Raw genomic sequence first — 12,688 nt, forward strand, 5'->3', positions numbered from 1 at the left:
TTTTTTATAGTTTTTATAAATAAATGAGGAGCTTAATGACATTATTTACACAAAGATTGAGCATATACCAAATGGAAGAATCTGATTGGCCTCTTTTTCTTGCGCTTCATCGCGATCCTCAAGTCCTCAAGTATTGTTTTGATATGCCAATGGAGTCACTGGTAAGAAACCGCTTTGAGATACGCTTGCCTAAGTGGAATGCTAAATCACGTCATCCCCTGTGTTTACTCATTATTAATAATCAAACAAAACAACCTGTGGGTGTTACAGGTTTTGCCTATGACGGAGAAACCGCAGAGCTTGGTTACTTATTATTGCCAGAGTATTTTAATAAAGGCTACGCGACAGAATCCCTAAGAGCTGTGATTGACTGGGCTTGGAAAGAATGTGGTATTAGGCAGTTTAAAGCAGTCGTAACGCGTGGCAATATTGGTTCTGAAAAGGTGCTTGGTAAGTGCGGTTTAACCCATACCGATACACTTTTTAAAGTGCATACAATAGGCGAAAAGTTATATGACGATTTAATTTATACGCTTAAGGTGTAGGGTTTTAATGGGCTAGTAGCCTAGCCCAAAAAGTGTTTACAAGTGAAGTGAAATAGCTTTTCGGTCTTTTTCTGGCATGTTTTCTACGACTAAATTAAATGAGTTATCAATCATTCTCTCAATTTCACCTTGTGGAATTGTGCCGTCTAAAATTACTGTGTTCCATAAGCGTTTATTCATATGGTAACCAGGGATCACTGCCGGGAAAATATCACGCAATGATATTGCTTCATCAGGATCGCACTTTAAGTTAAGCCACCAAATAACCTCACCATCATCATTAGTTTGACCGTCATTGCCAATAGCAAGAGTCGCAAACATTTTATGATTCACTTTATATACATCAACCTCTTGCGCAAATGGTTTTGTAACCTGAACAAGTGGTTTTTTAACTAAATACTCATGTACTTTTTTCTGGTCCATGATCCATTCCTTGAAGTCATACTCGGTAAAGCTACCATAGCAGTTTTTTTCACATTTGATTATATGTATTTTAGTATAAATTAAAATTTTACAAGCTAATACAACATGTAGCGTAAAACCAACGTAATTTTAGTTGAACAAAATCCAGTTCGTGGTATGTTTCTGGCAATCAAAAAAATAATAGGAATTCACACATGCCAAAGGCGAGTGATGTTAAAAAAGGTACTGCTATTGACTTCAATGGCCGCGTTTTAGTTGTAAAAGATATTGTGCGCTCTGTGCCGCAAGGTCGTGCTGGTGGTAGTTTATACCGTATGCGTTTATACGATGTGGTAACCGGTGGTAAAGTTGACGAAACATTCAAAGACAGTGACATGCTAACGCTGGCTGATTTAACACGCCGTGAAGTAATGCTATCGTACATTGATGGTGACGAGTATGTGTTCATGGATAATGAAGATTACACGCCTTATAACTTAAGTAAAGATGCTATTAGCGAAGAAATTTTATTTGTTAATGAAGAAACACAAGGCGTACACGTAATTGTTATTGATGGCGCGCCAGTAGGGCTTGATTTACCGTCAAGTGTTGAACTTGTTGTTGAAGAAACAGACCCATCTATCAAAGGTGCATCTGCGAGTGCTCGTTCAAAACCTGCACGTATGTCTACTGGCTTAAATATTTCTGTGCCAGAGCATATTTCAACAGGTGACCGTATCCGTATTAATACTGTTGAACACAAATTTATGGGTCGTGCTGAAAAGTAACTTGTAAATTATAATTTTAAAAGCCGAATCTGTGTTTAACAGCTTCGGCTTTTTTGTGCGCGCGGGGGATTTGTTGCTTTAAATTTAATCACGTTAGCGTTAGAATAAGTGCCGTATTTTTGAGCAACTTTAAAGGGTAATTTTGTTTATAGTTTTACTAAGCAGTGCATTTATAGCTTTAATGTATTTAGAAGCCATTAAAAAAGGTATGCCAATTAAGCGATGGCTTATTTTAGGCGGTTTACTTGGGCCTGTGGCCTGGTGCTTATTTAATCTACATTATCGCCGTGCTTTAGTAAGAAATGTAGGTATAAATGCGTGTATATGGCGCCCTTAATTTATCGACGCCACATTTTTATTTTTTCTAATTAAGCTTGGGGCTGCTTTAGTTTGTTGCTGCTTTAAAAATTCAGTAAATTCACTTTTTGATAGTGGCTTAGAATAGTAATAACCTTGTACTGTTTCGCAATTAAGCTTTTTAAGTATATCAATTTGATGAGCTTGTTCTACACCTTCAGCAACTACATGCAAATCAAGGTTATGCGCAATAGTGACTATTGAGTCGACCATATTACGCCCACGTTCGTTGGTCATGTCATCTATAAATGCTTTATCTACTTTAAGTGTATTAAGCGGAAATTGCTTTAAATACGCTAATGATGAATAACCAGTACCAAAATCATCCATTGCTAAATGAATACCTCGGGCACTTAACGAACGCATAATTGCAATGGCTTCTTTAGGGTCGTCCATTACAGTACCTTCTGTTATTTCAAGCTCTAAAAAGTAAGAAGGTAATTCGTTTTTTTGCAAAATAACGTCAATACGAGAAGTTAAATCGGGGAGGCTAAATTGCTTTGCTGATAAGTTGACAGCTACTCGGCCGCTAAATAAACCGCTATCTAGCCATTCTTTTACGTCTCTGCAGGCTTTGTTTAATACCACTTCACCAATTTCAATTATTTGGCCAGTTTCCTCGGCTATAGGTATAAAAACTCCCGGACTAATAATGCCTTTTTTGGGTGTAATAAAGCGCACTAATGCTTCCATTCCGGTTAGCTTGCCTGTTCGAATATTCATTTTTGGTTGGTAGTACACTTCAAAATGGTCTTCTTTTAAACCAAAGCGCATGAGGTTTTCAATTTGCAGTCGTTTAACGGCTTGACGGTTCATCGTGTCGTTAAAAAATAAGTAGCTGTTACCTTTCTTTTTAGCATGATACATCGCGGTATCTGCATTTTTTAAAAGCAGTTCAGGCGTATTACCGTCTTCTGGAAATAATACAATGCCTACACTTGAGGTGATTGCCAGTTCGTGGCCAGCCATTTTAAATGGTGTAGCAATGGCTGCTAAAAACTGTTTTGCCATACGTGTAATTACATGTATGTCGTTAGTGTCAGACATTACAAGAGCAAACTCATCGCCGCCTAAACGATAAAATACATCATTTTCGCGGGTTAGTTTATTTAAGCGCATTGCTAGTTTAGCTAATAAGCTGTCACCTAGTTGATGCCCTAACGAGTCATTTATTTTTTTAAAGTTATCTAAATCGAATACAAGCAAGGCGTGATGCGAGTTGAGCTTTACTAGCTTTTGCAAATCAGTAAAAAATAAATTTCGGTTAGGCAGACTAGTTGTGCGATCTCGATTCGATAAGTTATGTAACTGCGATTCGGCTTTTTTACGCTCTGTTAAATCTGAATAAACAACGACATAATTAGTTATTTGATTTTGATCGTTTTTAATTTCATCTATCGATATTTCTATAGGCAATAAAACACGCTCACTATTACGAAGCTTCACTTCTTGTTGGATATGTTCGCGCTCTTTTACTATTTCAATAATTCTGTTTGTGTAGCTTGGCTCATACCCAGATAGGTTGAAATCTTTTCCTAAGTATTGCTCGCGTACGCCACCAAACAAGGTTAAAAAACTCGGGTTTATATCAACCAGTTTAAAGTTTTTATCGTAAATTGCTAAGGCGTCAGTGAGTGATTCAACACATTTAGCAAAAAGGTTTAAGCGCTCTTCCGTTGATTTTAACTGTGATATATCGCGAACAGTACCTGTCATTCTAAGGGGTGATAAGTTGGCGTCTTTTTCAATTATTTTTCCGCGATCGAGTACCCAATGCCAACGACCAAATGTATCTTTGATTCGGTAGGTGGCTTCAAAAAAAGCAGATTGCTCTGCAAAGTGTACTTTTAACAAGTGCTCAACGTTATTAATATCGTGAGGGTGAATAAGGCCTTTGTTTGGCGGAAACCCCATTAAGGTAGTCGAATCCATTAAGTACTTATCGTTAATACGAATAACTTCGCCTGTTTTTATGTTCCAGTCCCAAAGTGTATCGCCGCTACCTTCTACAGTGCTTTTAAGGCGTTTTTCCGAAAGGCGGAGTTGGCGGCGTGAGCGTCTAAGTTTGTGGATTACAAATAACAGGTAGGGCAAAGCAAGCGCTATAATGGCGCTTGCTAGTATAAGTATATTGTCGGAGTTGTAATTAAATGATGACTCAAAGGCAAAAAGCTCAAATGAGTAAGCAAGTACTACAAGCATGCTTAGTTTTATTATTATTTTTATCATTTTTTTATTACTTCTAATTTACAAATGATAATTTAAAACAAGCTAAACCTAGTGTCAAAGAGATTGAGAGTAAACGGGCATATTTTGAGATTTATTGACTTTTGCCGAGCTTAAAAGCTCATATCTTGGTCTATTATCATCAAATAGGCTTAGTGCATAAACTTTTAGTTCTTTTAGGGTTAGCGCATTTAAGGCATCTAAAAGTCGTTGTTGCATATGAAATTCATGATCTCTGTTACCAATAGCAAGCCATAACCGTTGTGAGCGTAGGCGCAGGTTTTTATCTTTTTCTGCAATATGAGTACTAAGGCCGTGTTTTTGCTGTTGCCAATCGTTTTCATCAAGTGCATCAATGTTATCAAGGTAGTTTTTAATAAAACGGTTATGTCGATGCAATAAAGTTTTTGCATCAAACTTAGGTGACTGCACATAAAATGCTATACCAGCACGCGTATTAAATGGTGCATAACCTGCGCCTACTAAGTAGCCAAGTTGCTGTGTAGTTCGTAATTCATTAAAGTAATCTTGATTAATTAAATGATTTAACGCCATCATTTTTACTTTTTCGGCCACGCAATCCGTTTGCGCTTGATAGTAAATAACCATTGCATGGTCGTTACAAGGAAGCTCTAGCTCGTAGCGAGTTACTTTTTTAATTTCAAAAAGAGGGCGTCTTAAATCTTCAATTATGGTTGCGTTTTTTAAGTGATTTGCGACTTTTTTTTGAAAGGCTATTGCATCACTTTGCTGCCAGTTACCATGTAAAAATGATTCAACATGTAGTGCTTTAAAAAAGTCTGTTCTGAACTCATTAAATTGCTGAAAACAGGTGTTTTTTAATGCCGATGCAAGCTCCCCAGGTTGTGGGTTCCAAGGCATTATTTTTGCGCCTAAAATGCTAAATAACTCACTGACTGGTTTGTTTTGGTTGCTATTGCGCCAATGCCTTACAAGCTGTTTTTTATATTCAGCAAAGCGTTTTGCACAGATCTCTACATTAAATAAAGCATCTATTAATTGATCAACAAGCTCTAACTGGCTAGATGAAAGCCCCGCGGTATGTAGAGTTAATCCACCTTGATGCGAGGTTAAGTGGTAGCTAAGTCCCGCAAGTTCTGCAGGATAAAAATTGCTCGCCCACACTATCCATAAATAAATCTGTAAATAAGCGGGTGAGTGCCATATGTTTTACATCTTTTACGGCAAAATCAGAATCCATGGCCAAATAAAAATGGCCTTTAGCAACACGAAATGTGTTGTCTTGTTTAAACCAAAAGTCAAAACCGGGTTCTTTTACTAATAACTCGGGTTTTGTTTGTGGTTTTACGACATCAAATAACACCACTTCTTTTGTTAAATAAGGATTAGCTGTAGGTAGCAGCATTTCGCTCAACGGCTTATTTATCTCGCTAAGGGCATCAAGCCAACTAGGTGAAATATGTTCTACTTTATATGGTGTGTTGTACCATGCCGTTTTATGTTCAGGCTCTACATCTGGATGTATAAGTACGATGCGCATATTATGTGGCGTTAACCACTGCATGGCCATTTCGTGGGTCGCTTTTTTAAAGCCTTCCATTAAATAGTCGCCTTGCACGTAATTTGCTTCATCGTAATGCTGCATATTAATGCTTAAATTACTGACCCAATCAATCAGGCGTGACTTTTCTTGGTTATCGAATGCTATTTGTAATAGATTTTTTTTATCTTGGTATAAGCGTGGCAATTTTTCGGTGTTATCGTTAATTAAGCAAATGTATTCAAACACCATTTCAATAATGTCTTCGAAGTATTCAATACCCTCATCGGTAAGCGCTAAGCTAATATTAAAATCTTTGAAGTTGCTGCCATTAATACCACCGCCAGCAGAAAGTGCATTGATCCAGCCTTGTTCTTTTAAAATAGAATAAAGAGAACCCGCGCCTTCATAGCCAAGTAAGTGGGCAATAAAACTTACTGTTTTATGGCGATAAAAGTCGTCAATATTAGGCATAGCAAAACTTATAATAAGTTTTTGCATATGCTTATGTGGCTCAATATGGAGTATTTTTCCTATGTCTTGTTTGCGATAAAGTGGCTCACTGATCTCTGGCTTTTTAAGGTTTTTGTTGCCGTTAATTGCGCCAAAGTAAGTTTGAGTCCAGCTTTGTAGTGTATCTAGTGTTTCGTTTGCGCAAATAACTAAAGTCATCCACTGAGCTTGGTACTGGCTATTAAAAAAGTCACGAAGCTCATCACTAATACAGCGCTCTCTGTCAGCTAAGGTTTGTAGGTTTCCTACAGAAAATTTAGCAAATGGATGAGCTGGGTTTACCGTTTCTTTATGGGCTTGATAAATACGGCGACCGTCGTCTTTTATTTTTAGTTTAAACTCGGCTTCAATTGCGTTACGTTCTTTTTCTGTTTCGGCTGAATTTAAAAGAGGCGCAATAAAAAAGCGGCTAAATTGGGTAAGTGCTTGTTCAAATTCTTGATTGTTAATATCAAAAAAGTAACAGGTATGCTCAGTGCCGGTCCACGCATTGGTGTTGCCGCCAGCTTGCGAAACAAAATTATTAAAACTACCTGAATCTGGATACTGGTCAGTGCCTAAAAAAAGCATGTGCTCTAAAAAGTGTGCTAGGCCTTGCCTATCAAGAGGGTCGTCAAAATGTCCGGCGTTAACTGCCATTGATGCTGCCGCTTTTGTAGAATCTTTATCTTGCACTAATAGTACTTTTAGACCATTGTCCAGTGTAAAGGCGCGGTATGCTCTGTTATCATTGCGGCTGATATTCAAATGATGCTCCTGAAACTAAACGTTTACTTGTTAACAACAGATGATGGCTTCAGGAAAGCGAAGTACAGCTTAAAGATTTACCTGAATCTCATGAAAGAACTATTTTAGAAATAAATAGATTTATATTGTTAATATAGCTGACAAACGGGCAAACTGGCTACTGTTTTATATTCTTTAATCGGTTGATTTTTTATGAAAACAATCCTAATAATGCGCCACGGCGAAGCAACACCCATGCAGGCTGATGATGCAGGTAGAAATTTAACCCAAGCAGGGCATGATGAAGCTGAAAAAATGGGCCTTTGGCTCAGTAAAGCACATTACCCTGATGCACTGTTAGTTAGTCCTTACATTCGAGCACAGCAAACAGCTGCAGGTGTGGCTAAAAATAACGTATTTAAATTTAGCGAAACCACGTCTGATATAATTCCCGAAGGCAAACCTCAAATTGCTGCTGACTACATCGAAACACTTATTGCTACTCACCCCCAATGTAATACATGGCTTATAGTGGCACACATGCCTATTGTAAGTTACTTAGTGGACCAATTAAGCCCTGGCAATATGCCCATTTTTAATACGGGTGCTGTTGCTGTTATTAGTTACGATGAGCAAACCCAGCGTAGTAGTTATTTAAGTATAAATGCCCCAGAAAACGTTTAAATATAAATAATTGAGTAAAGTAAAATGACAATAGAACGTTTACAAACAGGTGCGCGCATGAGCCGCATTGTAAAACATAACGGCACTGTGTATTTATGTGGGCAGGTATGCGCCGACGCGCAAAAAGATATCAAAGAACAAACTCAAACTATGCTTGATAAAGTAGAGGCATTGCTTGATGAAGCGGGAAGTTCAAAAGAACATATGCTTAGCGCGACTATTTATGTAAAGAGCATGGAATACTTTGCTGATATGAATGCAGTATGGGATGCGTGGGTAACCGAGGGTTGTGCACCAGCACGTGCCTGCGTAGAAGCTAAAATGGCACGTGATGCACTGCTTGTTGAAGTTTCAGTCGTTGCAGCTTTAAAAGAATAATAGCTTTAATGACTTGCTCCCCCGTTGTACTCATCACAGGTTCTAGTCGAGGTATTGGCGCAGCTACCGCATTATATTTTGCAAAGCACGGTTATAATGTTTGCATTAATTATAAAGCAGATTTAGCTAGTGCGAAGCTAGTAGCCGATCAAGTCAGAAGCTCTGGCGTTAGGGCTCAAGTTATAAAAGCAGATGTGTCGAAAGAGGCAGATGTTTTGGCGTTATTTGACTTTATTGATAAAGAGTTAGGTCAACTTGATGTACTAATAAATAACGCCGGTATTTTAAAACCACAAATGCCTTTGTTAGAAATGAGTGCTGAGCGCATAAACGAAGTTTTGACTACAAATATTACCAGTGCTTTTTTATGTAGTCGTGAGGCAATAAAGCGAATGGGAAATGGCGGTAGTATTGTTAATGTTTCATCGGGGGCCGCTAAAACGGGCTCTCCTAATGAGTACATTGATTATGCAGCATCTAAAGGTGCAATGGACACATTTACTATTGGCTTGGCAAAAGAGGTGGCAAGTAAAGGTATTCGTGTTAACTCTGTTAGACCTGGGCTTATTTACACTGATATGCATAGTGATGGCGGCGAAAAAAATCGAGTCGATCGTCTTAAAAGTAAATTACCCCTTGGCAGAGGCGGTACACCCGAGGAAGTTGCTGCAGCAATTTACTTTTTAGCTTCGGAGCACGCTTCTTTTACAACGGGTAGTTTTGTTGATGTAGCCGGCGGTTTGTAAGCTAAAGTAATAAAGCTAGCCAAAACGTAAAGCTAATAACACTTAAGATAGTAGAAAGTACGACAGCCCCAGCAAGAGTAGCTTCATGCTGCTTTATTTGACTCGCAATAAGATAAGCATTTACGCCAACAGGGGACGCACTTAAAAGTACCAATACATTAAGTATTTGCGTGTCTAGCTTAAATACATAGGTGCCTACCAATAAAACTAACGCAGGCAATAAAAATATTTTTAAAATTGATGCTATTAACGCGGGTTGCCAATTTGCTGCTATTTTATAAAAAGCTAAATTAGCACCAAGTACAAATAGCGCACAGGCAATTGCTGGTTTAGCTAATAGATCCAAACTATTTGCTAAGTCGGTGAATAGTGTTACTCCTAAAATGTTTAATATAAGCCCGCATCCAATACTCAGTACTATTGGATTTAACACCATACTTTTTCCAAAGTGCGACCACGAAAATTTATCGCTACTGCCTTTAGCGCCTATTAAAAAAGTAAGTGCAAATAACAATGTGCTATGAAAAGTAATGATCATAAACGCAATGGCTATCATCTCTTTGCCAAGCGATGCAATAACAATAGGAATACCCACTAACACCATATTTGAATAGCTAGAAGCAAGTCCAAAGACGCCGTGTTGTTGGTAATTTTTTAAATACTTTTTATTTAAATAAAAGCGGTCAATTAAAATACCCACCCCAAATACACTCAGAACCGGTATGTAAAAACTCAAAAATGCAAAAAGACTAATGCTTTGCTGTAAGTTAATTTGCGACATATTTAACAATAAAAAAGCAGGCAAACTAATATAAAAAGTAAATTTACTTAAGCCTGCAATATGCTGCTTTTCGAAAAATTTTAATCGGCAACAGCTATAACCAAACGCAACAATAAAAATGAGTGGAAAAATAATCGAAAAAATATGCACGTAGTTACATCCTAGTAATAGCTAAAGTTAGCGTCTAAATTCATCACTTTGCGGTAAATTAATTAGTATGAGTACAGCGCCTCTACCACCATATTCGAGAGGGGCTTGATGCATCGCTATTACGTCAGGATGCTGTACTAAGTACTGAGGCACTTTATGCTTTAGTACGCCGCCGCCAATACCGTGCACTACACACGCACAATAGTAATGCTGCTTTTTACATTCGTGAATGAGTCCAGCGAGTTCGTCTTTAGCAAGTTCTTTATTTAAGCCATGTAAATCTAGCGTCAAATCGGGTGCAAAGTCACCACGGCGAAGCTGTTTAGCTAGGAAAGTATCTTGGCCTGGTTTTACATATTTAACCGTGCCGTGGGTGTCTATATCGGGAATATAAACGTCTGAGAAGAAAAATTCAGATTGAGCCTGCTTTTTTTGCTGGGCAAATTGCTTAGCTTGTGACACCTTAGGCTTTGTATCAAAACGATGAGTATCTTGTTTAAATACTTTGGCGCCTGTGATCGTTTGACGAAATAAGCTTATGTCGTCATTGCTTAGGGACGAATGTGATGGAGTGTCTTTTTTCATAACTATTACCTAAACAAAAAAACGTAAAAACGCAGCGCAAAAGGCGGTACAATACTTAAATGAGGGGCAATTGTAATTTGCCCAGCGCAGATAGGCAATGCAATCGTCTTAAAGACTCAAAACAGTCAGTAAGCTAATACAGGTAAAAATATATGAGCGATTTACAAATAGAAGAAGCAACACTCGAAGAAGCCGTTGCAGAACTGTCAACTTTACATGACTGGTTACGTTGGACTACAAGCCAATTTGCAAGTAGTAGTATATTTTTTGGACACGGTACAGATAACGCATGGGATGAAGCTGTAAGCTTATTACTGCCTGCGCTTAGCTTGCCTGTTGATGCGCCAAAAGAATTAATGCACGCGCGTTTAACAAGCACAGAAAAAAACCGACTTGCGGGTCTTATTGCAGAACGTATTAACGACTGCACACCAGTACCTTACTTAACAAACATTGCATGGTTTGCGGGTATGCCATTTTATGTGGATGAACGTGTACTTATACCTCGCTCACCGTTTGCTGAGCTTATCAGCAACCGCTTTACACCCTGGCTTGAAGAGCCACAATCGGTTAACCGCATATTAGATTTATGTACGGGGTCGGGTTGTATCGCAATTGCACTTGCTCAAGCTTTTGAGGAAGCACAAGTTGATGCGGTAGATATATCGTATGAAGCGCTTGAAGTGACAGATATTAACATTAACGATTACATGTTAAGTGATCGTGTGTTACCCATTCAGTCTGATGTATTTAGCGGTGTACCAGGTCAAAAATACGACCTAATAGTTGCAAACCCACCGTATGTTGATGCAGAAGATATGGCTGACCTACCACGTGAATTTCATCATGAACCAGAGCTTGGGCTTGCATCAGGCCACGATGGTTTAGATGTAACCCGTACTATTTTAAGTGAAGCGAGTGAACACCTAACTGATAACGGTTTGTTATTTGTAGAAGTTGGTAACTCTATGGTACATATGGATGCACTGTATCCGGGCGCGCCGTTTGAATGGATTGAATTTGAACAAGGCGGCTTAGGTGTATTTGTAATTAGCAAAAAGCAGCTAGATGAGTATTTTGCAAAATAAGTAAAAAATGAATAGCCAAGCCGTGTGCTTGGCTATTGGTAGTCATTAGGAATGAGGAAAGTTAATGGCAGGTAATAGCATTGGACAGTTATTTAAAGTGTCCACCTTTGGTGAGAGCCACGGCGTTGCATTAGGCGGCGTTGTTGATGGTACTCCCGCAGGTCTTGAAATCACAGAGGCCGACTTACAAATTGATTTAGATCGCCGAAAACCAGGTCAAAGCCGTTATACAACGCAGCGCCGTGAAAGCGATCAAATAAAAATATTAGCAGGCGTTTTTGAAGGTAAAACCACAGGTACTAGCATTGGTTTATTAATTGAAAACACCGATCAACGTTCGCAAGATTACGGCAAAATTAAAGATGTATTTCGCCCAGGTCATGGAGATTACACGTATTGGCATAAGTACGGCTTGCGCGACTATCGCGGTGGCGGTCGTTCATCTGCACGCGAAACCGCAATACGCGTAGCGGCAGGTGCTATTGCTAAAAAATACTTAAAGCAATTTCATGGTATTGAAGTTAAAGCATGTTTAAGTCAGCTTGGCCCTATCAAGGCGGAAACGTTTGACTGGGACGAAGTTGAAAATAACTTATTCTTCTTCCCTGATGCAAGTAAGCTTGAAGCGCTTGACGAATATATGCGTGACCTTAAAAAGCAAGGTGACTCAGTTGGCGCTAAAGTAAAAGTAGTGGCAAGCAACGTACCAGTAGGTCTTGGTGAGCCAGTATTTGACCGCCTTGACGCTGAACTTGCACACTCATTAATGAGTATTAATGCAGTTAAAGGCGTGGAAATTGGTGATGGCTTTGATGTAGTTGAGCAAAAAGGCTCTGAGCATCGCGACGAGTTAACCCCTGAAGGTTTTACATCAAACCATGCGGGTGGCGTACTTGCCGGTATTTCGACAGGGCAAGACATTATTGCTTCTATTGCGCTAAAACCAACGTCGAGTATTACCATCCCAGGTAACAGCATTAATACAAGCAACGAAGCGGTAGAGATGATCACTAAAGGTCGTCACGATCCGTGTGTGGGCATTCGTGCAATCCCGATTGCTGAGGCAATGATGGCTATTACATTAATGGATCATTTACTGCGCCAACGCGGACAAAATCCGCATGTAAATCATCAGCACGGGCCAATTAATGGCTCTGTGTAAGTATTTATAATTATAAAAAAACGCGGATTACCGCG

Annotated in this window: 12 protein-coding genes and 1 pseudogene; 8 read left to right on the forward strand and 5 right to left on the reverse strand. The window is 38.9% G+C overall.

Annotated features, from left to right (window positions below; translation table 11 throughout):
* Positions 1–35: 35 nt before the first annotated feature.
* A complete protein-coding gene (locus P20429_RS16750) occupies positions 36–545 on the forward strand; it encodes a GNAT family N-acetyltransferase (protein WP_007580595.1) in 510 nt (169 codons plus the stop codon).
* A 36-nt stretch (positions 546–581) separates the two neighbouring features.
* On the opposite strand, the gene P20429_RS16745 is transcribed toward P20429_RS16750, so the two are convergent.
* The gene (locus P20429_RS16745; RefSeq protein WP_007580596.1) at positions 582–968 is read right to left on the reverse strand and encodes an MmcQ/YjbR family DNA-binding protein; all 387 of its coding nucleotides are present in this window, start codon (positions 966–968) and stop codon (positions 582–584) included.
* 194 nt (positions 969–1,162) lie between these two features.
* Here P20429_RS16745 and yeiP point away from each other — a divergent pair, with 194 nt between their 5' ends.
* Entirely contained in the window at positions 1,163–1,735 is a 573-nt protein-coding gene (yeiP, locus tag P20429_RS16740) for an elongation factor P-like protein YeiP (protein WP_007580599.1), read from the forward strand.
* 142 nt (positions 1,736–1,877) lie between these two features.
* Positions 1,878–2,072 carry a hypothetical protein gene (locus P20429_RS16735; RefSeq protein WP_007580601.1) on the forward strand — a complete coding sequence of 65 codons (195 nt, stop codon included), beginning with the start codon at positions 1,878–1,880 and terminating at the stop codon, positions 2,070–2,072.
* On the opposite strand, the gene P20429_RS16730 is transcribed toward P20429_RS16735, so the two are convergent.
* Positions 2,069–4,321, reverse strand: a complete 2,253-nt coding sequence (locus P20429_RS16730) for an EAL domain-containing protein (protein ID WP_007580604.1) — start codon at positions 4,319–4,321, stop codon at positions 2,069–2,071. The two genes, P20429_RS16735 and P20429_RS16730, sit on opposite strands and share 4 nt — an antisense overlap.
* Positions 4,322–4,375: 54 nt before the next feature.
* Positions 4,376–7,100: pseudogene (locus P20429_RS19135) on the reverse strand (insulinase family protein).
* A gap of 192 nt (positions 7,101–7,292) precedes the next feature.
* Between P20429_RS19135 and sixA the strand changes: the two are divergent.
* The 3 genes from sixA to P20429_RS16715 are packed head-to-tail and all read left to right on the forward strand — an operon-like array spanning position 7,293 to position 8,887.
* The gene (gene sixA, locus P20429_RS16725) at positions 7,293–7,763 is read left to right on the forward strand and encodes a phosphohistidine phosphatase SixA (protein WP_007580608.1); all 471 of its coding nucleotides are present in this window, start codon (positions 7,293–7,295) and stop codon (positions 7,761–7,763) included.
* A 24-nt stretch (positions 7,764–7,787) separates the two neighbouring features.
* On the forward strand, positions 7,788–8,141 hold the full coding sequence (locus tag P20429_RS16720; RefSeq protein WP_007580610.1) for a RidA family protein: 354 nt from the start codon (positions 7,788–7,790) through the stop codon (positions 8,139–8,141).
* 8 nt (positions 8,142–8,149) lie between these two features.
* Positions 8,150–8,887 carry an SDR family oxidoreductase gene (locus tag P20429_RS16715; RefSeq protein WP_007580612.1) on the forward strand — a complete coding sequence of 246 codons (738 nt, stop codon included), beginning with the start codon at positions 8,150–8,152 and terminating at the stop codon, positions 8,885–8,887.
* Between the two features lies 1 nt (position 8,888).
* Here P20429_RS16715 and P20429_RS16710 read toward each other — a convergent pair whose 3' ends face one another.
* Both P20429_RS16710 and smrB read right to left on the reverse strand, forming a co-directional pair.
* A complete protein-coding gene (locus P20429_RS16710) occupies positions 8,889–9,818 on the reverse strand; it encodes an AEC family transporter (protein WP_007580614.1) in 930 nt (309 codons plus the stop codon).
* Positions 9,819–9,845: 27 nt separating this feature from the next.
* On the reverse strand, positions 9,846–10,403 hold the full coding sequence (smrB, locus tag P20429_RS16705) for an endonuclease SmrB (protein ID WP_007377742.1): 558 nt from the start codon (positions 10,401–10,403) through the stop codon (positions 9,846–9,848).
* Between the two features lie 152 nt (positions 10,404–10,555).
* On the opposite strand from smrB, the gene prmB reads away from it, so the two are divergent.
* Complete coding sequence (prmB, locus tag P20429_RS16700) at positions 10,556–11,491, forward strand: 50S ribosomal protein L3 N(5)-glutamine methyltransferase (protein WP_007580615.1); 936 nt, start codon at positions 10,556–10,558, stop codon at positions 11,489–11,491.
* Between the two features lie 64 nt (positions 11,492–11,555).
* Positions 11,556–12,653 (forward strand): chorismate synthase, encoded by a 1,098-nt coding sequence (gene aroC, locus P20429_RS16695; RefSeq protein WP_002962170.1) that lies wholly within the window; start codon positions 11,556–11,558, stop codon positions 12,651–12,653.
* Positions 12,654–12,688 lie beyond the last annotated feature (35 nt).

Source organism: Pseudoalteromonas sp. BSi20429, assembly GCF_000238895.1.
Classification (GTDB): domain Bacteria; phylum Pseudomonadota; class Gammaproteobacteria; order Enterobacterales; family Alteromonadaceae; genus Pseudoalteromonas; species Pseudoalteromonas arctica.

Bases quoted from the DNA above. Each gene is read 5' to 3' on its own strand.
- P20429_RS16715 (WP_007580612.1), top strand. From the start codon at position 8,150: ATGACTTGCTCCCCCGTTGTACTCATCACAGGTTCTAGTCGAGGTATT.
- aroC (WP_002962170.1), top strand. From the start codon at position 11,556: ATGGCAGGTAATAGCATTGGACAGTTATTTAAAGTGTCCACCTTTGGT.
- smrB (WP_007377742.1), bottom strand. From the start codon at position 10,403: ATGAAAAAAGACACTCCATCACATTCGTCCCTAAGCAATGACGACATA.
- yeiP (WP_007580599.1), top strand. From the start codon at position 1,163: ATGCCAAAGGCGAGTGATGTTAAAAAAGGTACTGCTATTGACTTCAAT.
- P20429_RS16720 (WP_007580610.1), top strand. From the start codon at position 7,788: ATGACAATAGAACGTTTACAAACAGGTGCGCGCATGAGCCGCATTGTA.
- P20429_RS16750 (WP_007580595.1), top strand. From the start codon at position 36: ATGACATTATTTACACAAAGATTGAGCATATACCAAATGGAAGAATCT.
- sixA (WP_007580608.1), top strand. From the start codon at position 7,293: ATGAAAACAATCCTAATAATGCGCCACGGCGAAGCAACACCCATGCAG.
- P20429_RS16745 (WP_007580596.1), bottom strand. From the start codon at position 968: ATGGACCAGAAAAAAGTACATGAGTATTTAGTTAAAAAACCACTTGTT.
- prmB (WP_007580615.1), top strand. From the start codon at position 10,556: ATGAGCGATTTACAAATAGAAGAAGCAACACTCGAAGAAGCCGTTGCA.
- P20429_RS16730 (WP_007580604.1), bottom strand. From the start codon at position 4,321: ATGATAAAAATAATAATAAAACTAAGCATGCTTGTAGTACTTGCTTAC.